At 42.6% G+C, this 23,773-nt stretch carries 24 protein-coding genes; 5 read left to right on the forward strand and 19 right to left on the reverse strand.

Going from position 1 to position 23,773, the window contains the following annotated elements; genetic code table 11:
* Nucleotides 1–115 precede the first annotated feature (115 nt).
* From ytxJ to MKY11_RS13850, 9 genes are all read right to left on the reverse strand, one after another.
* Nucleotides 116–439, reverse strand: a complete 324-nt coding sequence (gene ytxJ, locus MKY11_RS13810; protein WP_144667122.1) for a bacillithiol system redox-active protein YtxJ — start codon at nucleotides 437–439, stop codon at nucleotides 116–118.
* Nucleotides 440–469: 30 nt separating this feature from the next.
* Nucleotides 470–940, reverse strand: a complete 471-nt coding sequence (locus MKY11_RS13815) for a YtxH domain-containing protein (protein WP_007501807.1) — start codon at nucleotides 938–940, stop codon at nucleotides 470–472.
* Between the two features lie 29 nt (nucleotides 941–969).
* Nucleotides 970–1,386, reverse strand: coding sequence for a DUF948 domain-containing protein (locus MKY11_RS13820; RefSeq protein WP_017367864.1), 417 nt, complete (start codon nucleotides 1,384–1,386; stop codon nucleotides 970–972).
* Between the two features lie 222 nt (nucleotides 1,387–1,608).
* Nucleotides 1,609–2,907 (reverse strand): UDP-N-acetylmuramate--L-alanine ligase, encoded by a 1,299-nt coding sequence (murC, locus tag MKY11_RS13825; protein ID WP_008343047.1) that lies wholly within the window; start codon nucleotides 2,905–2,907, stop codon nucleotides 1,609–1,611.
* A gap of 302 nt (nucleotides 2,908–3,209) precedes the next feature.
* Nucleotides 3,210–5,963: a DNA translocase FtsK gene (locus tag MKY11_RS13830; RefSeq protein WP_342501491.1), complete on the reverse strand. Its 2,754-nt coding sequence runs from the start codon at nucleotides 5,961–5,963 to the stop codon at nucleotides 3,210–3,212.
* Nucleotides 5,964–6,159: 196 nt separating this feature from the next.
* Nucleotides 6,160–6,765, reverse strand: a complete 606-nt coding sequence (gene ytpR / locus MKY11_RS13835) for a YtpR family tRNA-binding protein (protein WP_342501492.1) — start codon at nucleotides 6,763–6,765, stop codon at nucleotides 6,160–6,162.
* Between the two features lie 16 nt (nucleotides 6,766–6,781).
* Nucleotides 6,782–7,594, reverse strand: a complete 813-nt coding sequence (locus MKY11_RS13840) for a DUF1444 domain-containing protein (RefSeq protein ID WP_008343044.1) — start codon at nucleotides 7,592–7,594, stop codon at nucleotides 6,782–6,784.
* 18 nt (nucleotides 7,595–7,612) lie between these two features.
* Nucleotides 7,613–7,933, reverse strand: coding sequence for a thioredoxin family protein (locus MKY11_RS13845; protein WP_003217665.1), 321 nt, complete (start codon nucleotides 7,931–7,933; stop codon nucleotides 7,613–7,615).
* Complete coding sequence (locus MKY11_RS13850) at nucleotides 7,920–8,948, reverse strand: PTS sugar transporter subunit IIC (protein ID WP_019743715.1); 1,029 nt, start codon at nucleotides 8,946–8,948, stop codon at nucleotides 7,920–7,922. The genes MKY11_RS13845 and MKY11_RS13850 overlap by 14 nt, the downstream gene beginning before the upstream one ends.
* Before the next feature lie 200 nt (nucleotides 8,949–9,148).
* On the opposite strand from MKY11_RS13850, the gene MKY11_RS13855 reads away from it, so the two are divergent.
* A complete protein-coding gene (locus MKY11_RS13855; RefSeq protein ID WP_007501817.1) occupies nucleotides 9,149–9,595 on the forward strand; it encodes a YtoQ family protein in 447 nt (148 codons plus the stop codon).
* A 207-nt stretch (nucleotides 9,596–9,802) separates the two neighbouring features.
* On the opposite strand, the gene MKY11_RS13860 is transcribed toward MKY11_RS13855, so the two are convergent.
* The gene (locus MKY11_RS13860; RefSeq protein WP_341017205.1) at nucleotides 9,803–10,876 is read right to left on the reverse strand and encodes a M42 family metallopeptidase; all 1,074 of its coding nucleotides are present in this window, start codon (nucleotides 10,874–10,876) and stop codon (nucleotides 9,803–9,805) included.
* 199 nt (nucleotides 10,877–11,075) lie between these two features.
* Between MKY11_RS13860 and MKY11_RS13865 the strand changes: the two genes are divergently transcribed.
* A complete protein-coding gene (locus MKY11_RS13865; RefSeq protein ID WP_003217759.1) occupies nucleotides 11,076–11,390 on the forward strand; it encodes a PepSY domain-containing protein in 315 nt (104 codons plus the stop codon).
* A gap of 40 nt (nucleotides 11,391–11,430) precedes the next feature.
* Here MKY11_RS13865 and MKY11_RS13870 read toward each other — a convergent pair whose 3' ends face one another.
* The 3 genes from MKY11_RS13870 to trmB form a co-directional block, all read right to left on the reverse strand.
* Complete coding sequence (locus tag MKY11_RS13870; RefSeq protein ID WP_342501493.1) at nucleotides 11,431–13,128, reverse strand: NAD-dependent malic enzyme; 1,698 nt, start codon at nucleotides 13,126–13,128, stop codon at nucleotides 11,431–11,433.
* Between the two features lie 73 nt (nucleotides 13,129–13,201).
* Nucleotides 13,202–14,050 carry an MBL fold metallo-hydrolase gene (locus MKY11_RS13875; RefSeq protein ID WP_024719284.1) on the reverse strand — a complete coding sequence of 283 codons (849 nt, stop codon included), beginning with the start codon at nucleotides 14,048–14,050 and terminating at the stop codon, nucleotides 13,202–13,204.
* A gap of 115 nt (nucleotides 14,051–14,165) precedes the next feature.
* On the reverse strand, nucleotides 14,166–14,807 hold the full coding sequence (gene trmB / locus MKY11_RS13880) for a tRNA (guanosine(46)-N7)-methyltransferase TrmB (RefSeq protein ID WP_342501494.1): 642 nt from the start codon (nucleotides 14,805–14,807) through the stop codon (nucleotides 14,166–14,168).
* Nucleotides 14,808–14,996: 189 nt separating this feature from the next.
* On the opposite strand from trmB, the gene MKY11_RS13885 reads away from it, so the two are divergent.
* Nucleotides 14,997–15,272, forward strand: coding sequence for a YtzH-like family protein (locus MKY11_RS13885; protein ID WP_024719286.1), 276 nt, complete (start codon nucleotides 14,997–14,999; stop codon nucleotides 15,270–15,272).
* On the opposite strand, the gene MKY11_RS13890 is transcribed toward MKY11_RS13885, so the two are convergent.
* From MKY11_RS13890 to thpR, 4 genes are all read right to left on the reverse strand, one after another.
* Complete coding sequence (locus tag MKY11_RS13890; RefSeq protein WP_025207816.1) at nucleotides 15,269–16,069, reverse strand: phosphotransferase family protein; 801 nt, start codon at nucleotides 16,067–16,069, stop codon at nucleotides 15,269–15,271. The two genes, MKY11_RS13885 and MKY11_RS13890, sit on opposite strands and share 4 nt — an antisense overlap.
* 284 nt (nucleotides 16,070–16,353) lie before the next feature.
* Complete coding sequence (locus MKY11_RS13895) at nucleotides 16,354–17,283, reverse strand: YegS/Rv2252/BmrU family lipid kinase (protein ID WP_178930465.1); 930 nt, start codon at nucleotides 17,281–17,283, stop codon at nucleotides 16,354–16,356.
* Between the two features lie 47 nt (nucleotides 17,284–17,330).
* Entirely contained in the window at nucleotides 17,331–18,266 is a 936-nt protein-coding gene (locus MKY11_RS13900; RefSeq protein WP_039168403.1) for a hypothetical protein, read from the reverse strand.
* 25 nt (nucleotides 18,267–18,291) lie between these two features.
* Complete coding sequence (thpR, locus tag MKY11_RS13905) at nucleotides 18,292–18,843, reverse strand: RNA 2',3'-cyclic phosphodiesterase (RefSeq protein ID WP_024719290.1); 552 nt, start codon at nucleotides 18,841–18,843, stop codon at nucleotides 18,292–18,294.
* A 90-nt stretch (nucleotides 18,844–18,933) separates the two neighbouring features.
* Between thpR and cysK the strand changes: the two genes are divergently transcribed.
* Nucleotides 18,934–19,866 (forward strand): cysteine synthase A, encoded by a 933-nt coding sequence (gene cysK / locus MKY11_RS13910; RefSeq protein ID WP_160757440.1) that lies wholly within the window; start codon nucleotides 18,934–18,936, stop codon nucleotides 19,864–19,866.
* Between the two features lie 219 nt (nucleotides 19,867–20,085).
* Here cysK and MKY11_RS13915 read toward each other — a convergent pair whose 3' ends face one another.
* Together MKY11_RS13915 and pepV are read right to left on the reverse strand one after the other, a co-directional pair.
* Nucleotides 20,086–20,703: a Type 1 glutamine amidotransferase-like domain-containing protein gene (locus MKY11_RS13915; protein ID WP_342501495.1), complete on the reverse strand. Its 618-nt coding sequence runs from the start codon at nucleotides 20,701–20,703 to the stop codon at nucleotides 20,086–20,088.
* 27 nt (nucleotides 20,704–20,730) lie between these two features.
* The gene (pepV, locus tag MKY11_RS13920) at nucleotides 20,731–22,131 is read right to left on the reverse strand and encodes a dipeptidase PepV (RefSeq protein ID WP_342501496.1); all 1,401 of its coding nucleotides are present in this window, start codon (nucleotides 22,129–22,131) and stop codon (nucleotides 20,731–20,733) included.
* 94 nt (nucleotides 22,132–22,225) lie between these two features.
* On the opposite strand from pepV, the gene MKY11_RS13925 reads away from it, so the two are divergent.
* Nucleotides 22,226–23,524, forward strand: a complete 1,299-nt coding sequence (locus tag MKY11_RS13925; RefSeq protein ID WP_041093420.1) for an NCS2 family permease — start codon at nucleotides 22,226–22,228, stop codon at nucleotides 23,522–23,524.
* Nucleotides 23,525–23,773: the final 249 nt, after the last annotated feature.

Consider the following 23,773-nt stretch of genomic DNA (forward strand, 5'->3'; position numbering starts at 1 on the left):
TCTTTATTACCCAAACGCTTTTAAGCGATAAAGTATTATGTGTAAGATTATAGCATACTTTTGATGCAAGTAAACCTTTTTTATAAAAAAAACGTCAGCAATCGCTGACGTTTTTCTACATGTTATGTTCAAGCGCTTCTTTTGTAATGCTTGAGTGAGAAGCATGCCACTTTACTTTGCCACCGCTAAAGATGAGTGCCTGCGGGCTTTCGTGCTTGATCCCTGACTTTTCAGTCACATAGGATGAAAGCTCTCTTGTGTTTTGAATTTGCAAGAAATAAGCAGGGACATCCACATGTTCTGACGCAAACGCTTCAAACTCTTGAAAAGCAGCTTGGCTGATTGGACATGTCAAACTGTGCTTAAAAAAGACAAAGGTTCCGTCTTGATTCGTTAGTTGATCAAACTGTTCTTCTGTTTCTATGAGTTGTTTAGACATGATGTGCTCCTTCCACACTTAAACAGTGAGTTAGCCTTTCGTAGATTGTTCTACTTTTTCTTTGACATCTTTGATGCCGTCTTCAATGTCTGCTTTTGCTTCTTGTGCTCTTACTTTTGCTTCATCTGCTACATCTGAAGCTTCATTTGCAATATTTGCTGCAGCATCTTCTGCTTCGCTTTTTACTTGTTTAGCTTTTCCAGCTGTACGATCTTTTATGTCTTTTACTTTGTCTAAAATCTGGTTTGACTGCTCTGCTACGAGCTGAGACAATTCAGATGTTTTGTCTTTCGCAATCGTCACATATTCAGTGCCTTTTTCCTTTGCATCTGTTGTAAGACGATCTGTTTTTTCTTTTAGGGCATTCGCTTGGGTGTTCAAATCATCGCGAAGCTCTTTCCCTGACTTTGGTGCTAAAAATAATGCCGTTGTTGCACCGATAATGCCACCGATAAGTGTTCCGATCAAAAAGTCTTTGCTATTGATTCCGTCTTTGCTCATGATTATTCCTCCTATGCGAAAATGGTTGTTTATTGTTGTTTACGCTGTTTCCACTTTTTATAGATTTCAAGTGCTGCGTTACTCCAGCTTACCACATCCGTGACTTTCTCTTGATTTCGTTCAACGGATGAAGAAACCGCACCAGCTGCCTGCTTTATGCTTGTATTAAATTGGTTGATCGAGCCACCAATTCCCTGCACCGCATCCACAACTGTGTTAAGTTTTGCCGATTTGTCTTGAATATCTTCAGCAAGCTGATTGGTCTTATGTAGCAACTGTGCTGTCTCTGTGGTGATGCCTTGCATCTGTCCTTCAAGACCTTCTAAAGTTGATGCGACATTCTTTAATGTCAGCTGTAAGGATTTCAATGTTTTGGACAAGTAGATGACAAGAATGAGGAAAGCGATTGCGATGAGTGCAACGCTTAAATAGAGAATAATAATCATCTGATACCTCCTTTGCTGCGGGCATATTCAATTCAATACCCTCTCGTTGTATCATTCAAACATCGCCTAGAATGACCGATTGAATAATAATTCTACACTTATTCGCCAATTCCTGTCCACAGCGAACGAAAAAAAGCGGCACATCTTGTCACATTTAGCCCCTTTGTCACATTTTATTCAAAATAAAAAAGCGCCGATTGAATCGGCACTTTTGACAGGTAATTATACTGCGACTTTCTCATAAGCACGAAGATACTTTTGAATATCTCCTGCTCCCATAAAGACCAAGATCGCATTTTCATGTGCTTTCAGCACAGATGTCTCTTCTTCTTCAATCAATTGGGCTTGCGGAATTTTTTCCCGCAAATCTTCAATGCTTAGTTTCCCAATGTTTTCACGAGCTGAGCCGAAAATATCACAGAGGTATACATAGTCTGCTTTTTTCAGACTGTCCGCAAATTCACTTAAAAATTGCTGTGTACGAGTGAAAGTGTGCGGCTGGAAGACTGCTACAATATCACGGTCTGGATACTTCTGGCGAGCTGCTTCGATCGTGACTTCAATTTCAGTCGGATGGTGCGCATAGTCGTCAATTAAGACTTGTTCACCGACTACTTTTTCATTAAAGCGTCGTTTCACACCGCCAAATGTCGTTAAAGCACCTTTGATGAGCTCTACATCAATGGCTTCATAGTGGCATAATGCAATGACCGCTAATGAGTTAAGGACATTGTGGTTTCCGTAAGCAGGAATGTAGAAGGTATCATAAAACGTATTACGTACAAATACATCAAATGTGGTGCCTTCTGTGTTTTTCACAACATTTCGTGCTTGGAAATCATTTTCTTCATTGAATCCGTAGTACACAACAGGTACTTTTGCTTGGATCTTGAGCAGATGCTCATCATCACCGCAAGCGATGATGGCTTTTTTCACTTGAAGTGCCATGTTTTGAAACGCATCAAACACGTCATCAATATCCGTGAAATAATCAGGGTGATCAAAATCAATATTGGTCATGATCGCATAGTCTGGATGGTAGCTGAGGAAATGTCTGCGGTATTCGCACGCTTCAAATACAAAATACTCGCTGTTTTCTTTCCCCATTCCAGATCCATCACCGATTAAGTAGGAAGTTGGTTTTGCCGCTTGCATCACATGTGCAAGCAGACCTGTTGTCGATGTTTTACCATGAGCACCAGTAATTGCAACGTTTGTGAATGAATCCATGTATTCTCCAAGAAATTTATGATAACGAATGACAGGAATCCCTTCAGAAAGAGCACGCTCAATCTCAGGGTGTGTATCTGGGAATGCATTTCCTGCAATCACCGTCATCCCTGGCTGAATATTATCTGGGTCAAATGGAAGAATTTTAATATTTCGTTCTTCTAATGCTTTTTGTGTAAAGATATGTTTTTCGATATCCGATCCTTGGACAGTATACCCAGTATCATGAAGAATTTGGGCCAGTGGACTCATACCTGTCCCTTTTATTCCAACAAAATGATAAACAGTCATAATTGTACCTCCAACAAACGTCTATCTGACTTACAGTATATGACGCTCATTTCAATTTGCAACTTGTGATTTTTGTCTCTAGCTGATCACAAATCGCAGCTCCAAATAAAGATTTTTTTCCGATCTTCCTATTCTAATCAATATTAACTATGATTAGTATCCGACAACTTTCCCATTTCTAACACCTGCTTTCGCTCATTTTCGTTAAAAAGCGTTCAGACAGGCATGCGAAAAGCGTCCAATTCAAAAATTGCACCTATGTGCTATCATACCATGTTTATCAAAAAAATGAAGTGGTTTGTTTAGATCAATTGTTCTAAATCACTCAGTGTCATGAGGACCTCTCTTGGCTTACTGCCTTTTGCACCAGAGATCATCCCTTCACGTTCCATCATATCAATCAATCTCGCTGCTCGATTGTAGCCAATTCTAAATCTTCTTTGCAAACTGGATGTACTTGCACTATTTTGCTCGATGGCGAATCGGCATGCGTCCATAAACAATTCATCTTCGTCTGTAATGGCAGAGCCTTGGAGCATCAATTCTTCCTGTTCAAAAAGGAACACAGGTTTGCGCTGTTTTCTCACATGCGCTACCACTTCATCAATCTCTCGATCTGATACAAAGTTCCCTTGCAGCCTTGTCGGTTTGCCAGAGCCATTTTCTAAGAACAGCATGTCTCCTTTTCCGAGAAGCTTTTCAGCACCTGCCATATCAATAATGGTTCTTGAATCCACTTGGCTTGAAACAGAGAAAGCAATTCTTGTTGGGATGTTTGCTTTAATGAGGCCTGTAATGACATCAACAGAAGGTCTTTGCGTCGCAATGAGTAAGTGAATCCCGCATGCTCTTGCTTTTTGAGCAATTCGGCAAATGCTTTCTTCGACTTCATTTGGTGCGACCATCATTAAATCAGCCAGTTCATCAATGACAACGACGAGATATGGCAGTTTTTCACCCATTTGTTTTTCTTTCACCAGTTCGTTAAATCGTTTGATTTCTCTCACACCAGAGTGTGCAAACAGTTCATAGCGTCTTTCCATTTCATCTACTACCCATTTCAAAGCAGCTGTTGCTGTCTTGGCATCAGTAATAACTGGGCTCACAAGATGCGGAATGTGATTATATGGCGCCAGTTCGACCATTTTAGGGTCGATTAACAGCATTTTCACTTCATCAGGTGAGGCTCTAAACATTAGGCTTACGAGAATAGTATTAATACAGACACTTTTCCCTGAACCTGTTGCTCCGGCAATTAAGCCGTGCGGCATTTTTTGCAAATCAACCACAACGGGCTGACCGGAAATATCCAATCCGAGCGCTGCCGTTAATGGAGATGGGTTGTCTCTAAAGGCACTGCTTCTGATCATTTCTCTTAAGAATACCATTTTACTGTGAAGGTTCGGCACTTCGATTCCAATCGTGTTCTTCCCAGGAATCGGCGCTTCGATTCGAATATCTTTTGCAGACAAACTGAGTTTGATATCATCTGACAGGTTTGTAATTTTGTTCACTTTCACGCCTGGTTCAGGATGCACTTCAAATCTTGTAACAGAAGGACCTTGCGTCACATGAACAACACTTGCTCTGACATTGAAATTTTTCAGTGTGGCATTGAGCAGTTCTGCCCGTTCTTTCACCCATGTTCCGTCCTCTTCTTTTTGTGCTGGCGGAACGTCTAGAAGGGCTAAACTCGGAAATACATATCCTTGTGCATCTGCCGTTTTCTTCTGTCCTTGCACGCGCTGATCACTTTTTAACATCATGACATTAAAAGGAACGGTGGAGGTTTGACCGCTTGAGCGCTTTGGCTGTGGAGAAGACGGTTTTGGTTCTTCACGTTTTATTTCAGGCGTTTCTTCAGGTGTTTCCTCAAGCTCTTCTGCCATATCCCCGGCGATCTCTGCTTGTCCAGAGTCAGCAAATTCATCTGATGCTTCTTCAACTGGCATGACTTCATCATCTGTTAATTTTTCTTCCGGCAGAGAATCATCATCTTGCGAATCTTGTATGATCACCGGTTCTTCTTGTTCAAATGCTGCCGCTGACACGTCTGTTTGACTTTCTTCTATCCATGCAGCCTCTGTTGTTTCCTCCATAGCCTCTACTTCATTCTCTTCCAGCACCGCAGTTTCTTCTACCGGGCTTTCTATCTCCATGTCGAGTGCTGGTGATGCGCTTAAAGCTGTTTCAAATGTAAAGCTCTCTTTTTTTTCAGCATCATCTTCAAGCGGAATCATCGGCTCTTCTTGTTCAACGGTGACTGCCTGTTCTTGCTCCATCTCTAGAGGCTCGTTAGATGCTTCAGCTTGCTCCATATGTAAGGATGCTTCCCGGTCGTCTTTGGTCTGTGACAAAGCTTGATCTTGATCCTCTGTCTCACTGAAAGGCTCGTCATATAAACGTTCCATCGTTGATTGAACGTGATCTTGATAAGCGAGTTCCTCTTGCAAAGTAAGCGGCGTCGTGACAGGTTGCTTCTCTAATTGTTCTTCTGTTTGGGCTGACATCATGTCTTCCATACGTTGTTCTTTTCGTATAGACGGGATGTTCATTTGCTGTCTTACATTCCGTTCACGCTCTGCTTCTTCTGATAACAGTGTGACACGCTGTGACGTTTCTTCTGCCGATTTCATTTTGACAGAAGATGTGTCTTCTTTGGCTGCTGCATGTTTTGGACGCATATCCTGGTGGTAGCCATAGATGGGTGAAGGAATTTGCTCTGGTTTAAAAGGCTTTTTATTGAGATCAGGCTGCACTGTTTGTTTTGGCTGATAGGTCGTCTGCTTTGCCTTTGACTGACTTGGCCGCGTGCGCCTTCTTTCTTGTTGCTTTGCTGCCTCACGTGCAGGTTCATCTGGAACGAGAGGAAAGCGGAAATTGCCTTTTGGATATTCATAATACACTTTCGTATCTTCAACTTTTTTATATTCTTTATGCTGTTCAACAGCTGGCTGCTTTGGTGCAATCGGACCTGTTTCAGGCCTCTCAGCTTTTTCTTCTTTTTTTTCTTCTCCTAAAAATACACTAAAAAATTTATCTAACCAACTCATCATTTATCACTCACTTTAACTCCCCTTACGTTTTCTTGGGCGATTTTTAGTATACCATTGCTTTTTCATGCAGAAAAGCGAGAAAAGTGCTACGCTTTGCTGTTCATGCTGTCTGTAGATGAAAAAAAGTCACTAAGTACGTACTTAGTGACTTTTGGTATAACACATTCTTCGCTCATTTGTACCCGTTTATGGGAGGTTACGCTTCAAATGGTTCGCCAGCTTGGCGGCTTCCTTCTAGAACAAGGATTCCTTTTTCAGCAGGCGCATTCGGAAGATCTAATTCTTTTGCAGAACAAATCATTCCGCTTGAAGGAACACCTCTTAGTTCAGCATCTTTGATCACCAAACCGCTCGGCATCACAGCACCGACCTTTGCAACCACAACATATTGACCTTGATCAACGTTTGGTGCACCGCACACGATTTGTAAGGCTTCATCGCCAACATCTACTTGGCAAATGTTCAGTTTATCTGCATTCGGATGTTTTTCTTTTTCCTTCACATAACCGACCACAAACTTAGGTGATAGATCAACTGTTAATGTTTCACTGACACCGTTGCGGTTTAAAATTTCATTGATATCTTGAACAAGCGTTTCAGAAAGCGGTACAGATCCGTTTTCTTCAATTTTCATGTAAGAAGATGCATTGAAAATATTAAAACCTGTTGTTTCTTTTGTGTCTTGATTGAAGATTCTTACGACATCTCCAAACGTTTCATGACCTACTTCTTCTCTTGTTACATCTTTCAATGAAATAAGGAGTGTGTCGCCGACACCTTCTGCATTATAAAAAACGTTCATTCTTCAAAATTCCCTTCTACTGCTGTTTTGGTCTGCTTTTTGCAAGAATAAAGATCGGTTCAAGCTTGCCTTCGTCATATAAAAATGACAAGGCCGTAATCGGAACCGTGCCGCTGGCGAAGAAGCTCATCGACATTTGCCCTAAAATATCATAGCCTGATTCATTGCGTACATCTGCAATGATGAACACATCTTGATGGGGAACGGAAATGGCCATTTGCCCCTCTACTTTTTGCGCGTATTCTTGTAAAATCGATTCATTTAATATTCTGCTTGCATCGTACCCGTCATTTGCACGGAAGAAATAAAAACGGTTGCCCGCCACTTCATCCATTTTCACGACAGTCTTTAGTGAACGGACGTTAAAACTTGCGGTTTCTCTGATTCGTTCTTTTGTCCAGTTTTCCTTTTGCAGCATCTTCTCGTCAATTAATCTGTAGGTGCTTCCAAGGTCAAGTGCATAGTAGATTCTTGTCTCTGCTGTATGCTCATCAAAAACGAGCGGAATCTCATCACTTGATGTTTCTGGAAAGGACGTTGAACGAATGACCGGATAAATGTGCTTCTCTTTGCCTGAGATGTGCTGCGCTTCACCTTTCATTGCGCTGAGCGCCTCTTTCACATAATAAACGATCTCATCTAGTGTTTCATCAGGCTTTACTTCCCACTTTGCAATAATCGGCGGGAGCTCAAGCGTGATGCCCTTTCCTGTATGTTTATCTTCCACACGAAGCGTATCTTTTTCCCTGTCAAACTGGTGGGTCCAACTGTCGTTCGTCAGACGGCTTTTCAATTGATTGGCAAGCTGTCTTGATGTCATTTTCGCCATGATAAGACTCTCCTTTCGTTATTTAGAAAGAGAATCTGTTAAAAATGCTTCAATCTCTTCCTTTGTCTTACGATCTTTGCTGACAAAACGGTTGATCTCTTGTCCGTTTTTAAAGACTAAAAAGCTTGGAATTCCGTAAATTTCCCACTCTGCACAAGTGTCGATGAACTGATCTCTATCCACATAGAAGTATTCAAATTCTGGATAGTTTGCTTCAAGCTCTGGCAAAAACGGCTCAATAAATGTGCAGTCCGGGCACCAGTCAGCTGAAAATAGTAATACGGTTAAGTCTTCTTGAATCACTTTTTGTAATTCTTCGTTTGATTCAATTTTTTTCATGTTTGATTCCTCCAGTTTGTATACTTAAATCTCCGAATTGTATATAGCCTTTCTTTCTCATCCATTCTGATACTACCAAACTAATCACTGCCGGGCCAACGATATGCAAGAGAGCAATAGCGAGGAAAACGGAAGGATGAAATCCCATGACTGTGAGTGTCATGAGCTGGCCGACAAGTCCGCTAGTTCCCATACCCGCTCCTGCCGCATTATTGACCATCCCAAAGCCAATGATACCAATTGGTGCAAGAATCAGTCCTGCAATCGTCGGCGGAATGAGAATGAGCGGATTTTTCACAATGTTCGGCAGCTGTAGTTTTGATGTTCCAATGCCTACCGCAGCAAGACCGCCAAAACGATTTTCCCTAAATCCTGCAGCAGCAAAGCCGACCATCTGCGCGCAGCAGCCAATCGTCGCCGCACCAGCAGCAAGACCGCTTAAATCAAGCATCAGCGCAAGCGCAGCACTTGAAATCGGTGAGCTAAGAGCAAGTCCAACAATGGTTGCAACCAGCATGCCCATGATGAGTGGACTTTGGTCAGTCCCCCATACGATCAGCCTGCCGAGCCCTGTCATCACCGCCTGAATCCCAGGGCCGATGAAAGCAGCGGTGAGAAAACCTGTGATAATGGTCACAAGCGGCGTTAAAATAATATCAATTCTTGTCTCACCACTGATGAGTTTGCCTAATTCCACACCAATAAGAGCAGCCACGAAGCTTCCAGCAGGTCCCCCAAGCTCTGCTCCGGCGGCACCTGAAACAACACTTGCGAAAATAATTAAAGGAGAAGCGTTTAAGCGATAAGCAACCGCTACGCCAATTGCTGGTCCCATCAGCCCCATTGCGAGCGTTCCCATTTCCACGATGAGAGGAAATGATAACAGGCCGCCTGCTGTTTTTAAAATCAGTCCTACCACTAATGTAGCAAATAGACCTAAAGCCATATAAGAGAGTGCATCAATAAAATAGACCTTTGGCGAAAGGGAAATACCCTTTCTTTTTAAATAAGTCATCAACGTCGTCTTCCTGCTTTCTCATAGGAAAGACGAAGAGGCCTGTCCTTCCCATTATATGTAGTCTTCTTACGATGAAAAATAGTCTCTACCATGAATATCATAATCATATTTTTTTTGCTTTATCAAGCACTTCTTGTGTAACATGAAAAGAAACAGGGCAAACCTTTACTAAGTTTGTGCACAAGGAGGAGATTGTTATGCAATTAACGGTTTATTTAGCTGGAGAAATTCATAGCCAGTGGCGCGATGAAATTAAGGAAAAAAGCCAGTCTTTGAAACTACCAGTGACGTTTGTTGGCCCAATGGAGAATCATGACCGATCAGATAACATCGGAGAAGATATTTTAGGCGGGCAGCCAAATGCCATCTTGAAAGACGATGCGGCTTCTGATTTGAACAATTTCCGCACCGAACTATTATTAAATAAGGCAGACGTCGTCATCGCCCGCTTTGGTGAGAAATATAAACAGTGGAACACGGCAATGGATGCTTCTTCTGCCATTGCCAAAGGAAAACCCCTTATTTTGATTCGTCCTAAAGAATTACATCATCCCCTAAAGGAACTATCAAACAAAGCAAATATCACTGTCGAAACAGTGAATCAAGCAATTAAGGCGTTGTCATACGTGTTTGAACAAGAATAAGAAAAAGGGCTAAAATGAACTTGATTTTAGCCCTTTTTCTTCTTTTCAGCGTGATAGAAAACCTTTGCAGCCCTAGGAAGGTCGAGTACCGGCGCGGAGCGAATTTGACATTCGTGAGCACCGGCACGCAGGACTGACAAAGAATGCGAGGGTTTGTCTACACGCTGAAGGCTGTGCTCTTAAAAGAGGCAGCCTTTTTCTTATCGTTTACACTTGTTGATAAATCGAATCCACCGTGCTTTGATCACAATTTTTCACAAGACGAACAATTAATTCTTTTGCCGCTGCATAATCATCCACATGCAAGACAGAGTGACTTGTATGAATGTAACGCGCACATACACCAATAACAGCAGACGGTACACCTTGATTTGAGATATGGACACGTCCAGCATCCGTACCGCCTGGCGATACGAAATATTGATATGGAATATTGTTTGTTTCGGCTGTATCGAGAACAAATTCTCTCATGCCTCGATGCGTAATCATCGTGCGATCATAAATACGAAGAAGTGCACCTTTTCCAAGCTGGCCAAATTGTGATTTGTCTCCCGTCACATCATTTGCGGGACTCGCATCTAGAGCAAAGAACAGATCAGGCTGAATCATATTCGCAGCTACCTCAGCCCCTCTGAGCCCTACTTCCTCTTGTACGGTGGCGCCTGAATACAATTGACATGAAAGGGTTTCGTCTTTTAATTCTTTTAATAATTCAATGGCAAGTCCGCATCCATAGCGGTTATCCCAAGCTTTGGCTAAAATCTTTTTTGGATTGGCCATTGGGGTAAAGACCGTTGCAGGAACGATTTGCTGTCCTGGGCGAACGCCAAGCTCTTTCGCTTCTTCTTCACTGTCTGCACCAATATCAATCAGCATATCTGACGGTTTTACTGATTTGCTTTTTTGTTCTGGTGTCAGAAGGTGAGGAGGTGTGCTCGATATAACGCCCGGAATTGGCCCGTGATCCGTATGAACATCCACACGCTGCGCAAGCATCACTTGACTCCACCAGGCGCCAAGTGTTTGAAAACGAATCATTCCGTTTTTCGTAATGGATGACACCATAAAACCGACTTCATCCATATGACCAGCCACCATAATCTTCGGCGCGTTCTCTGGGCCTTTGCGGACACCAAACACTCCACCAAGACGATCCTGTATGAGTTCATCGGAATATTTCTCAAGTTCCTTTTTCATAAAAGCACGCACATGGTGCTCATTACCTGGAGTCCCTTGTAGTTCTGTTAAATTTCGGAAAAGCGACATTGTTTCTTCGTTCATTTGACAGTTACCCTCATTTCTATGTAATGACCATATAAATTCCTATAAAAATAACACTCACTTTATACTATAAGAATTCTTTCGGTTTTCCAAGTATCTCTCCAGAAATTTTGAATATGCTTTCAAGTATTCGGATTTCTTAACATCGCTGGACAAGTTTTGTATAATGGAAAAAACAGCAATACGGAGGTGCAGCACGTTGAAGTTAAAACATGTTCTGATTGGTGCGAGTATTGGCGTAGCCGCTGCAATTGTTGCAAAGAAAGTCTTTTTCCCGACGTATATCTCGTCTGAAAAAGCGTTAAAAATTGTGAAATCCGCTTTTAAACAGCGCGGCCCGATTGATGGCTCTTGGATTTATACTGTACCAGAACCGTATACCGTAAATGGTGAAACGATTGATGTGTACAAATCTGGCATTACACGCTCCGCCTTTGGCGAGCTGGAACAGTATGAAGTCATGATTGATGCAAAAACAGGCATGATCGTTGATGTCATTGATTCTGTTGCTTAATAAGAAAGCTTCGCAAAGACAAGTCCTTGCGAAGCTTTTTTTAGATGGCTTTGATTTTTTTGTATACAGGGTGCCACATGGCGTCTTGCACAGCCTGAATGAGGTCATCAGGGGTTTCTTCCGCAATTCCTTCGTCAATCGCTGCTTGTGCCACACGGACAGCCACTGTCGCTGAAACCGTTCTGAGCTGATCAACACTTGGAAGCATCGCAGCACCCGGTTTTCCGACATTGACCATGCTCGCAATCGCTTCAGCACTCGCAACAAACATGCTGTCTGTCATGAGACGGGCTTTACACACAATCGTTCCAAGACCAAGCCCTGGAAACACAAGAGCATTATTTGCCTGCCCAATTTCATATGTCACACCGCCATATTCAACTGGATCAAACGGGCTTCCCGTTGTGACAAGCGCACGTCCTTTTGTCCACTCAATGAGATCTTCCGGCTTTGCCTCTGAAAGAGGTGTCGGGTTTGACATCGGTAAAATCGCTGGCCGCTCTACATGTGACGCCATTTCTTTCACTATTTCCTCTGTAAATGCCCCACCTACAGTTGAGGTACCAATTAAGATCGTAGGTTTCGCCTGCTTCACGACCTCTAACAAATCAATTGAATTCTTTGGACCATTACGTGCATAATCCTTCACTTCATCAGAACGTCTTGCATACGGCTTTTGGAATGGCTGAATGTCGGGTGAATCATCTGTGAGCAATCCCGTTTTATCAATACACCAGAAATGATCATATGATTCCTCTTCTTTGACACCATCTCTCACGATGGCATCACGAATTTGCTCGGCTATACCAATCCCTGCTGTACCTGCTCCAAAGATCACGATTCGGTGATCTTTCAGCGGAACCTTCGATGCTTTTGCACAAGCCAGAACGGCAGCAAGTGAAACGGCTCCAGTTCCTTGAATATCATCATTAAATGTACAAATACGGTCCTTATATTTTTCCAAAATGGCGCGCGCATTTTTTGTACCGAAGTCTTCCCAGTGAAGAAGTGCATTTGGAAAAGTCGCACGGGCAAGCTCAACATATTGATCAATAAACTGATCATAGCGCTCTCCTCGAACGCGGGAGTGCTGATTTCCCACATAAAGCGGATCATTTAAAAGGCTTTCCTGGTTGGTCCCAGCATCAAGTACCACTGCCAGCACACGACTAGGATCAATACCTGCTGCGGCTGTATAAACAGCCAGTTTTCCGACTGAAATGGCGATTCCACCAACACCCCAGTCACCGATGCCTAAAATTCCTTCTGCATCTGTTGCGACAATGAGATCAATTGATTCATCCACTCCGTAAGATGCAAAAATTTCTTCCATTCCTTCTAGATCATCAATGGATAAATAAATTCCTCTTGGCTTTCTATACTCGTGGCTGTAACGCTGAATCGCTGTTCCTACGGTCGGTGTGTAAACAATCGGCAGCATTTCTGCCAAATGCTCATTTAATAATTTATAAAAGAGCACTTCATTTCTGTCATGAAGCGCAGTTAAATAAACATTTTTCCCAAGTGCGTCTGGCTGTGCTTTGAACTGTTCATATGCACGCTTTGCTTGATCTTCTAGTGTTAACACCTTCGGCGGCAGAAATCCCTTTAACCCAAGCTCTTCCCGCTCTTCCTTTGTAAATGCGACCCCTTTGTTTAAATAAGGGACAGACATGACTTCCATCCCTCTTAACGGTGTCTCGATGACATCACCATGTACACGATAAAATTGATTCACCTGCACTCTTCCTTTCACAAGTTCATTTTGTCGTTATTTTGTGTGAAAGGTGAAAAAACATACAGATGATCTTTTATCTTCCGGTTTCTCTTTTGACCTCATGGGTCATTGCCCCGTCTTCATCCCACTTGACAGCACGGTAGATGGCATCATGATAAAACAAGTACCATGCATTGTTTTCTTCGGCAAATGCCTGCCATTTTTGCTTCGCCGGGATCGAGGTCATTGGATAATCATCGTATGCCAACACCCAAAGCGGGTTTTTATGAGCGTGTGTCGGCATGATATCCGCTAAATGAATAGCTGTTTCTCCCTGACTTGTGAGCGTTAAGATGCTATGCCCATTGCTATGTCCACCTGTATGATGCAGGCGAATGCCTTCTGTTACTTCGATGCTATCTTCAAATGTCATGACTTGATCGGCAACAGGCTCCCAGTTTTCTTTCCAATATGTATTTCTTGAGCGGATGTTCGGCGCCCTCATTTCGTCCCATTCAATTTTGGACGTGATGATTTTGGCCTGCTGAAAAACAGACACAAGCTTATCGCCTTCACGTTTTGTCAGCCCGCTTGCATGATCAAAATGCAAATGAGTCATTAAGACGTAATCTATATCAGATGGGCGCAAACCGAGAGCCGCAAGTGATTCCTCTATTTTCGTTTCCTCTGTGACGCCATAATTGCGTTTTTGTTTCTCTGTCAGCTTCCCTGACCCGATGCCGGAATCTACTAACAGATGAAGACCGTTCCACCGTATGAGCATTGGATCACACCGTAATTCAATTTGATTTCGATCATTCACAGGGTATTTTTTTGACCATAATGGCTTTGGCACCACGCCAAACATGGCACCGCCATCCATGTGTGTATCTCCCCCATTTAACCAGAACAGTTCCATTTCACCTATTTTCATTGTCTCCATTGCTGTCATCCCTCCTTTTTCTATCGTAGCAAATACAAAGGAAAATCGCATGTGCTAATCTTTTATCAAAAAAAGCTGACCGCAATCGTTCGTTGCAGCCAGCTTTGTTCGCTTGTTATTCAGGGGATTTTACTTCTGATCGATAAATCGGTTGTCCCATGGAAGAGAATTTCTCTTCATATTCTGTCATGACATTTCCTTCGAGACCATCCTCATGTAAATCAAGGCTCACATATGTTAAAAGGAGTCCGTAAGACGAAAAACTTTTCAAGGAATATTCAAATAGTCCGCGGTTATCGGTTTTGAAATGTAATTCACCGCCTGGACGGAGGATCTGTTCATATCGCTTTAAAAAGGCTTTAAACGTCAACCTACGTTTTTCATGCCTTGATTTTGGCCACGGATCAGAGAAGTTCAAATACACCCGATCAATCTCATTTTCCGCAAAGACATCTGTCAGTGTCTCTGCGTTGATGTTTAGAAGCTTTACGTTTTCTACATCTGTTTCTTTGATTTTATCGACTGCCGTCACAATGACACTTTTAAATAATTCAATGCCGATATAGTTTATCTCAGGATGAAGCTTGCCCATTCCGGCAATAAAACTCCCTTTTCCTGTACCGACTTCGATATGGATTGGATGATCATTTCCAAACAGCTCATGCCATTTCCCTTTGTATTGTTCAGGGTTAGCTAAAGCAATATGAGCATTTTCAGCTAAGTAATCATCCGCCCATGGTTTATGTCGCATTCTCAATTTGATACACCTCTATTTTCTTTACATTTTATCAAGATACCATGAAACATAAAGAGCCGCAAGACAGCATCTTATCCGCACATATGAAAAAGACCAGCTGCTAATTGGGCTGGTCTGCTTCATGTATAAAATCAAAGCTGAATGCACAGTTTAACCACATAAATGACACGCCCTGAAAGGAGCATACGTATGGGATTAAACCGCCAACATCAGCTTCAATTAATCAAAGATATTTTAACTGATCACCAGCTGGATTGCTGCGGGACTGTTGCAGAATATGAACAGGTGGGACGCGTGATTCAATTAATGCTGGCAAAAGAAGATTTGGATGCTGACGTTCGTCAGCTGCTAACAGATATTTATGATTACAGCCAAAAAGGTACCTCTGTCAGTTCAATTGATGCACATATCGAAGCGCATCAATCGCATCTATCTGACTGGGTCGAGAACATTCCACTGTCTTAATGGATGTTTAACCGTTTTAAGAGTGCATGTAGCTCGGCTTGCACTTCTTTTTGCGCCTTTTCATTTCCTTTTCTTTTATGCCAAACGACAAACGAGACGGTTTCAGCCAGCACATACCATGCCATGCGTTTTCGCAAGTTGTCGGTCAGCGGAGCACCATACATAGAGAGCCAGCTTTCCCAGTTCTCTTCTTCAACATAATGGTATAAGAGCGGTCCAAGATCAATCGCTGGATCCGCAATCATTGCCCCGTCCCAATCAATTAAATAGAGCTGGTTTTCATCTGTCAGCAGCCAATTATTATGGTTGAGGTCACAATGGCATACGACCTTATCCTCGAAATGAACTGCCTCCACATGTTTCTCTAAATACTGGATGGCGCGCGTGATATCATGTGAGTCAATCTGCTCTTTTAAGATCGATGCCTTGAGATGCATCAAGATCGATGCCGGGTCAAGCGAGTGCTTTTCTAATCGTTTCAGCATATCGAGCAGCTCTTTTGATGTATGAATTTTTCTTAGCTGCTCCGCTACAGGACGGTCATTCATGTCCTTTGGCTTCAGCTCTCTGCCGCTCAGCCAGTGCTGCGCAGTGATGACATCCCCATTTTCCATCCGTTTTGTCCAGACAAGCTTCGGCACAATGCCTTCAGCTGACAAAACCGCAAGAAACGGTGACGTATTGCGTTTTAAAAATAGCTTTTGGTCATTGTGTGTTGCGAAGTACGCATCTCCCGTAGCGCCTCCAGCAGGAGAGATGTGCCATTCGCTACCTAATATTTGTCCCAACCAGTTCATATCAATTTTCAACCCATCATTTCTTAAAATATTTTAAATCATGCTTTTTTAGTCGACAAAATTCAGCCGATTGAGATCAATTGGCTGTTTATTTTTTATTTATATGATCATAAAAACAAAAAGGACAGCTATTGAGAATGAGATGCTAAACAATAGCCGTCCTATAGATTTTATCGCTACCTTCTTATACTCGTCAAGCAAAACTAGAAAAACAGGACAAGAACCTTATGAAAAGGGAAGTCTTTTTTCATGTTTCTTTTGCTCGTGCGCACACTGGCTGCTTCTTAGCCACGTAATTTTAACGATCGCTCACTAGCCTTAACAAACACTGGAGTGGCGCCAATCACTTCTCCATCAGCGTGAAATAGGATTTTTTCATCTGCCTCCAAGTAGGCTTCTTCATGCTGAAAAAGGGTGACTCCCTCCATTACAAGGTGCTTTTTAAAAACCATTGCACTTAAAAATAAGAGGACTTTCAATGGATTCAAATCCGTGACAACGATTGTTTGAAATCCTGATTGCCTCGCACTTGCTTCCGGCGCTGCTTCCAGCCCGCCTCCATAATATGGGTGATTACATACGATCACAAACCACACTTGGCGAAAAACTTTTCTCTCATTTTCAATAAAAAGAGCAAGGTCAAACGGTTTGAAAGACCATAACGAATGTAGAAAGGACAGCGGATAGATGATAAATCCGAGTTTGAGTCGGTTGAGCCACTTTTTCCCTCTAAAATGGACCGTTCTCTTCAAGACATGCGCATCAAAACCAACACCAATATGATTGAGAAAAAGAACAGATTGCGGACTTTCTGCATGATCTTGAAAGGAACCGAGAGAAAATGTTTTCGTCAGCATCCTTTTTTGTTTTCTCACTTCTTTGATCACATCGTGACGCTGGATGCCCAGCCCCTTCGCAGCATCATTCCAATGACCTGCTGGGACAAAGCTTAGCTGCACATGATCAATTTCTTTCAAACCATTCAGTACTTCATGAAATGTGCCGTCACCGCCAATGACGATCAGCCGTTTCAATCTGTCGTCTTGCATAGCGCTAATTTGTCTCGCCAAAACTTCGGCATGTCCTTCATGCTGGGTAAGAAACGATCTGTATGAGATCTCTACCTTTTGTAATTCTTTCTCCATGCTTCTCCAAGTGCGGAGTCCTTTTCCTTGTCCTGCTGCTGGATTGACGATAAAGTACCACTCATTCATATATTAGCTCCACTCAGGTCTCATTTTTTGGTGACCTTGATATGCCTTTAATCGAGCCATTCCTGCCTTCTTTTGCTGTCTGATTCACCATAAGCAAGCAATGCCTTTGTCGCTTTGAATTGCTGGTGCTTTGTCGGCGCCGTGTTTTTCCGCTGCTTGTCAAACCAATCCTCCGCTTTCTTCTTATCGACAACCTCCATCCCGAATGGAACTTCGGGCAAATCAATATACGAGGTGCGGCTGATGAGGATTTTTTTCACAGGAAGCTCTACACCACTTTGCTGTAAAATTTTTGACACAACTGTTCCAGAGCGCAGAAGGCTTGCACAAGGGTTTAAAACGGATTGAACAGCTTTTCCCGTCGCCCGCTTTTCCCAAAAACGTTCCTTCGATCCAATATATACGCTGTCTGGCTCTGCTTCTAAGAAAGATAAACAGATGACTTCAAGCGGTGTAATGAGCACTGGACACAATTCCATCTCAGCTTTTTGAATGAGCAGCACCGGCTTGTACATCACAAAATAAGAATCTGGCAGCTGCCTTGCAAGCATCCGCAGCTTTTCATCATAGCGAATGTGATGGGAGACAGTTGAAATATGAGAGATCGTCGAGCTGGCCCATTTTAACTGAACATCGTAAAGATGATCTTTAAAAAAGTGAATCAGCTTCGTTTCATCGGTAGGAACGTTTGTAAAGACACCTTGTTCTATATCTGTTGGCTCGTTAAAAAGACTCAGGTCCCGTTCCTTTTTCATATCGGCTTCTTTTTGCTTTCTTTTTAAGGAGAATTTCTTTCTCTTTTCTTCCTCTTGTTCAGGTGCTTGCTCGATGGCTTGGTCAGCCTGCTTTTGCACCTGCTCTTTGGAAGCCTTTTTTAACTCGTCCCATCTTTGTTTTTTCAACCGAATGAACTGATTGATGTAATGATGCGGGTCTTGTTCATATCGTGATATATAATCTTGGATTTTAATAATTTGCGCCATCTGCTGCTCACTCCAACCTCTAGAATCATTTATGTAGTGTAAATTGTTTGATCGCGTGATAACGCGGGGTTTCTTTTAGACGGATTTCAAATAAAGCGATACTAGAAACCTCCATCGAATATGGTTCTTTCCGTAAGGGTGCTTGTTCTATATAGGACTGTTCCCTATTCCATTTGCGCGCAATCGTCATATGTGGATGAAAGGGTCTCTTTTCGACAGGATGACCTGCTGTCAAAACGGCTGCTTTCACTTTTTCTCTAAGATCCATCAAAGGCTTACTTTCACTAGGCTTTGCAAAAAAGACTCTCGGCCGCTCCTTTTGGCCAAATATCCCTACTTCATTCAGCTTCAGCGGGAAAGCAGACACCTCAGGAGACAGCTGTGCAAGTAGCTCAGAAATCTTATTTAAACGGTCCTCTGGAATCGCACCTAAAAACACAAGGGTGACATGATAATCAATGGGTGCTGTCCATTTTTGAAAGGAAAGTCCGCTCCTCTTGTCTATATCCGCTTTCATTTGATACGCGAGTTGTTCAGGGATTGGAATCCCGATAAAATAATGACGGCTTTCGGCCATATTTTCACCTGTCCTTTTTAACAAACTTTACGAATCCCCATTGATGATAGTATAACTAAAGTAATGCGGAATGAGAAGAAAGGGTGTCACATGATGAAGGTTGCACAAAATATAGCTGAATTAATAGGTCATACACCACTTGTAAAATTACAGCGCCTTCAGCCAGAACATGGCGCTGCTATTTATTTAAAACTGGAATCATTTAATCCTAGCGGAAGTGTAAAAGATCGGGCTGCTTACAATATGATCCTTGAGGCAGAAAAACAAGGAAAGCTCACAAAAGGGGCAACGATTATTGAACCAACAAGCGGGAATACAGGAATTGGCTTAGCGATGAACGCTGCTGCAAGAGGCTACAAAGCCATTCTGATCATGCCTGATACGATGACCCAAGAAAGAATCAATATTTTAAAGGCATACGGCGCACAGGTCGTCTTAACCCCGGGGGAGGAAAAAATGCCAGGCTGTATTCGCAAGGCAGAAGAATTAGCTGCTCAAATTCCTAACAGCTTTATTCCCATGCAATTTGACAATGATGCGAACCCCGATGCTCATAGAGGGACAACGGCTGTAGAAATTATTGATGCAGTGCAACAGATTGGACAGCCGCTTGCCGCTTTTGTCGCAACTGCTGGAACGGGCGGAACCATTACAGGCACTGGAGAGGAACTCAAAAAAGCATTCCCGGAATTGACGATACATGTGGCAGAGCCAAAGGGGTCTCCTGTTTTATCAGGCGGGAAACCTGGCAAACATAAGCTTGTTGGCACAAGTCCAGGATTTATCCCACAAATTTTAAACGAACAGGTGTATGATGAGATTGTGCAAGTGAGTGATGAAGATGCTTACGACATCACACGAAAGCTCGCCCGTCTTGAAGGTATTTTAGTCGGTCCATCATCTGGCGCAGCATGCTATGCAGCCATTGAAGCAGCCAAGCAAATGCCAAAGGATCACATTGTCATTTGTATGACAGCAGACACGGGTGAACGCTATTTATCAAGTGATGTGTTTCAAGATTAAAAAAGGAACAGGGCATATGCTCCTGTTCCTTTCAGATTGTTGACAAAGGGCTAAAATGAACTTTATTTTAGCCCTTTGTCTTCTTTTCAGCGTGATAGAAAACCTTTGCAGCCCTAGGAAGGACGAGTACTGGCGCGGAGCGAATTTGACATTCGTGAGCACCAGAGCGCAGGACTGACAAAGAATGCGAGGGTTTGTCTACACGCTGAAAGGAACAACTCAGACCGTCTTGACCTCAGTCTGTTCGCCTGTCACAAGTAAAACTTGTTCATCAGTGAGCGGGCATAAAGAGAGCGTATTTTGATCTTTCTCTATGATATGCTGCGCGGCTTCACCTAAATAAGGATTGTTTATATGCGGTACCGGATAGCTGCTGATCTCATTGAATCCTTCAAAGGAAGATAACTCTAGCGCTTTCTCCTGATCATCCATCAGTGAGATGTATTCAATGCTTGGCGCCATGATAATACTCCCCGCGGATTCTCCGATATACAGCTTGCCTTTGCCGATCTCTTCTTTCAATACACGATCGAGCCCGTGCTTTCTTAATTCTTGCAGCAAATAAAAGGTATTGCCGCCAGATACATACATGACATCATTCTTCCCAATGATCTGTGTGATCTCCTGAACCGCTTGCCCGGTCAGCTGAACAGTCTCTACACGCATTTCTAATTGATGAAAGGCTTCTTTTGCTGCATCGACATAGTGCGTGACTTCTTCCACTTCACTGGCTGACGGAATGAATGTCACACTTTTTCCTTTTAAGGTGCCGCCTGCAAAGTCAGACAAGAGAGAATAGCTATCTTTGAATGAAGAGCATAAGAACATTTTTTTCACGGTGAATCCCCTCTTCTCTATCCTTTTTTATTTCGCCAATTCATACATGGCTTGTGCATATAGCGCAGTTGCTCGTAGTAAATCATCGATTTCGATATATTCATCCTTTTGATGTGCACAATCAGGTCTTCCTGGGAATAGAGGGCCAAAGGCAACGCCTGCTTCTAATGACCTTGCATACGTTCCTCCCCCAATCGCAATAAGATGGGCAGGATCTCCTGTTTGTTCTTCGTAGACACGCTGTAATGTTTTCACAAGTGGATGGTCTTTTGAGACGTGATGAGGAGGACTGTCATCAAATTTCTCAATCGCTGCCCCTTTTATTCGTTCAATCCCTTTTTTGACTTCCTCACCGTCCGCTGTTACAGGATAGCGGACATTCAGCCCAAGCTTCGCTTCTTCGTTTTGCGAATAGCGGATTGTGCCAACATTCAAGGTCAAGTCACCACTAATATCATCCTTACAAGCGATGCCGAGTTTTTGTCCTCTTGTGTCTTGATCAAATAAAGCATTTATTTGTGATGTAAAAGCGAGCCCTCTTTCATCTAATTCATGCGCACATAAGAAATTCGCCATATGAATGCCCGCATTTGTGCCATTCGCCGGCTCCATTGCATGAACTGATACACCTTTTAATGTGAATGTCAGTCCATCTGCTGTATGGTTTGTCTTACCGGTTAGCTGATTTTCTGCAAGATAGGCTGCAAAAGCCGTTTTTAAGGATTCGGCATCGTGATCATTTGCTGCTGCCACAATCGCGCGAGCCTCATCTGGGACCATATTGAGACGCATGCCTGATGTGAATTGCTTGAGGATGTAACGCTTGTTTTCTTCTGATTGTTCGTATGTAAAGGATACGATGGCATCTATGATCCCTTTTTCAGCATGAATAATTGGAAAATCAGCATCTGGCGCAAACCCGATTTGCGGCATCGCCTCATGCTTGAAATAGTGATCGACGCATCTCCAATCGCTTTCTTCATCTGTGCCAATGATGATTCGAATCTTTTTCGACAGCGGCAGACCGGCATCTTTTAACATTTTCAATGCGTAAAACGCGGCCATGGTCGGCCCTTTATCATCAATGGCTCCTCTTGCAAAGATTTTATTTTCTCTTATGTCCGCTGAAAATGGCGGGGTTGTCCAGTCGTCTCCCGCAGGCACGACATCCACATGGCATAGCACACCGACGATATCTTCGCCTTCTCCATATTCAATATGACCAGCATAACCATCAACATTTTTCACTTTGAAGCCCTCGTCCTGCCCTTTTTTAAGCATATACTGAAGAGCCTCATCCACTTTTTCACCGAACGGTTTTCCTGCTGTGCCGCCTTCTTCATCCAAGACACTTTCAATTTGTAAAAAAGATTGTGTATCCTGAATCAAATTGTCTTTTTTTCGTATGACTTCTGCTTCCCAATTCATTTTTCCATTCCTCCTTGAAAAAAGGTTGCAATCCACCCTTAAAACGAATATTATATTAAGTGTTTTGTAATAATGTTCGTAAATGGAGGATTTTATGTTTCAGTTAAAAGAGAACCAAACCAATATAAAGAAAGAATTACTCGCTGGTATGACGACATTCTTTACGATGGTATATATTGTAGCCGTCAATCCAGGAATCCTTTCAGATGCAGGCATTCCTTTTGACCAAGTCTTTACTGCAACCATTATCGCTGCTGTTGTCGGTACACTCTGGATGGCACTCTTTGCAAACTATCCGATTGCCATTGCACCAGGTATGGGGCTGAATGTCTATTTCACCGTCACTGTTGTCGGTGGTGGGGGTCTCAGCTATCAAACAGCATTTAGTGCGGTATTTGTTGCTGGAATACTCTTTATTATTTTATCGTTAACATCCCTTAGAAAACAACTCATTGAGGCGATTCCAGATAATTTAAAGTACGGGATTACAGCAGGTATCGGATTATTTATTGCATTCATTGGGCTAAGACAGTCTGGAATCATCACTGCTGATCCACAAAATCTTGTGAAGCTTGGCAATTTAAGCTCACCTGTTGTCATTTTGACACTCGTTGGTTTAATGATTTCTGTCATATTAATGGTTCTTCAAGTGAATGGAGCGCTGTTTATCGGCATGTTAGCAACCACGTTAATTGCACTTGCAACAGGTCAGCTTCATTTTCCTAAAGTGCTAGTGGATACCCCAGCACTGCCTGAAGGAATGCTGATTACAAATCCATTCGCTGCGTTTGGCGATGTATTTTCCCATCACTTGTATGCTGTTGTCTTCTCCTTTTTACTTGTGACGATTTTTGATACAACAGGAACAATGATCGGGGTTGCGGAACAAGCAGGTTTAATGAAAAATGGTCAGCTCCCAAAAGTACGCAGAGCCTTACTTGCTGACTCTGCTGCAACGACAATTGGCTCAATGTTTGGAACAAGCCCAACCACAGCTTACATTGAATCTTCATCAGGAGTGGCTGCTGGCGGAAGAACTGGACTGACCTCTTTAACCGTTGCTGCATTGTTTATTGTGGCTTTGTTTTTTGGTCCGCTCGTTCAAGCCATTTCGTCTTTGCCGTCCATCACTTCACCTGTCTTAATCATTGTCGGCTGTTTGATGATGAATTCAGTGTCACGTATTCGCTGGAATGAGCTTGACGAAGCATTTCCTGCTTTTCTTGTGATTCTTTCCATGCCGCTGACATCTAGCATCTCTACAGGAATTTCACTAGGATTTATTTCATATCCACTTGTGAAGCTGGCAAAAGGAAAATGGAAAGAAGTGCATATTCTTGTGCTCATTTTTGCCGTCTTATTTTTCATGCAGCTCTTTTTCTTAGAAGGATAACCAAAATAAAAAGACACATTTCTCATTTGAATGTGTCTTTTTTGTATGAATGATTTTTTATTTTGTAAATTTTCTGTGTTTATTTTTTACTCTTTCTTAAGTGGCAATTTTCTTTATACACCTTGTGTTTATTGGGTTGTAACCGGATTCAAATCATGATATATACCATAATTTCATTCATGAAGACAAGTTTAAAAACACGTAAAGTTGACTTTTTGGTGGAACTAGATGCATAATAACGTGTATAAT

Source organism: Bacillus sp. FSL W7-1085 (genome assembly GCF_038595035.1).
Taxonomy (GTDB): Bacteria; Bacillota; Bacilli; order Bacillales; family Bacillaceae; genus Bacillus; species Bacillus altitudinis.

Bases quoted from the DNA above. Each gene is read 5' to 3' on its own strand.
- MKY11_RS13845 (WP_003217665.1), bottom strand. From the start codon at position 7,933: ATGAAAAAAATTGAATCAAACGAAGAATTACAAAAAGTGATTCAAGAA.
- MKY11_RS13820 (WP_017367864.1), bottom strand. From the start codon at position 1,386: ATGATTATTATTCTCTATTTAAGCGTTGCACTCATCGCAATCGCTTTC.
- MKY11_RS13875 (WP_024719284.1), bottom strand. From the start codon at position 14,050: ATGGAGACAATGAAAATAGGTGAAATGGAACTGTTCTGGTTAAATGGG.
- MKY11_RS13900 (WP_039168403.1), bottom strand. From the start codon at position 18,266: ATGGCGCAAATTATTAAAATCCAAGATTATATATCACGATATGAACAA.
- MKY11_RS13890 (WP_025207816.1), bottom strand. From the start codon at position 16,069: ATGAACTGGTTGGGACAAATATTAGGTAGCGAATGGCACATCTCTCCT.
- MKY11_RS13855 (WP_007501817.1), top strand. From the start codon at position 9,149: ATGCAATTAACGGTTTATTTAGCTGGAGAAATTCATAGCCAGTGGCGC.
- murC (WP_008343047.1), bottom strand. From the start codon at position 2,907: ATGACTGTTTATCATTTTGTTGGAATAAAAGGGACAGGTATGAGTCCA.
- pepV (WP_342501496.1), bottom strand. From the start codon at position 22,131: ATGAATTGGGAAGCAGAAGTCATACGAAAAAAAGACAATTTGATTCAG.
- MKY11_RS13860 (WP_341017205.1), bottom strand. From the start codon at position 10,876: ATGAACGAAGAAACAATGTCGCTTTTCCGAAATTTAACAGAACTACAA.
- cysK (WP_160757440.1), top strand. From the start codon at position 18,934: ATGATGAAGGTTGCACAAAATATAGCTGAATTAATAGGTCATACACCA.
- MKY11_RS13815 (WP_007501807.1), bottom strand. From the start codon at position 940: ATGAGCAAAGACGGAATCAATAGCAAAGACTTTTTGATCGGAACACTT.
- thpR (WP_024719290.1), bottom strand. From the start codon at position 18,843: ATGGCCGAAAGCCGTCATTATTTTATCGGGATTCCAATCCCTGAACAA.
- MKY11_RS13830 (WP_342501491.1), bottom strand. From the start codon at position 5,963: ATGATGAGTTGGTTAGATAAATTTTTTAGTGTATTTTTAGGAGAAGAA.
- MKY11_RS13925 (WP_041093420.1), top strand. From the start codon at position 22,226: ATGTTTCAGTTAAAAGAGAACCAAACCAATATAAAGAAAGAATTACTC.
- ytpR (WP_342501492.1), bottom strand. From the start codon at position 6,765: ATGAACGTTTTTTATAATGCAGAAGGTGTCGGCGACACACTCCTTATT.
- MKY11_RS13840 (WP_008343044.1), bottom strand. From the start codon at position 7,594: ATGGCGAAAATGACATCAAGACAGCTTGCCAATCAATTGAAAAGCCGT.
- MKY11_RS13850 (WP_019743715.1), bottom strand. From the start codon at position 8,948: ATGACTTATTTAAAAAGAAAGGGTATTTCCCTTTCGCCAAAGGTCTAT.
- ytxJ (WP_144667122.1), bottom strand. From the start codon at position 439: ATGTCTAAACAACTCATAGAAACAGAAGAACAGTTTGATCAACTAACG.
- MKY11_RS13885 (WP_024719286.1), top strand. From the start codon at position 14,997: ATGGGATTAAACCGCCAACATCAGCTTCAATTAATCAAAGATATTTTA.
- MKY11_RS13895 (WP_178930465.1), bottom strand. From the start codon at position 17,283: ATGAATGAGTGGTACTTTATCGTCAATCCAGCAGCAGGACAAGGAAAA.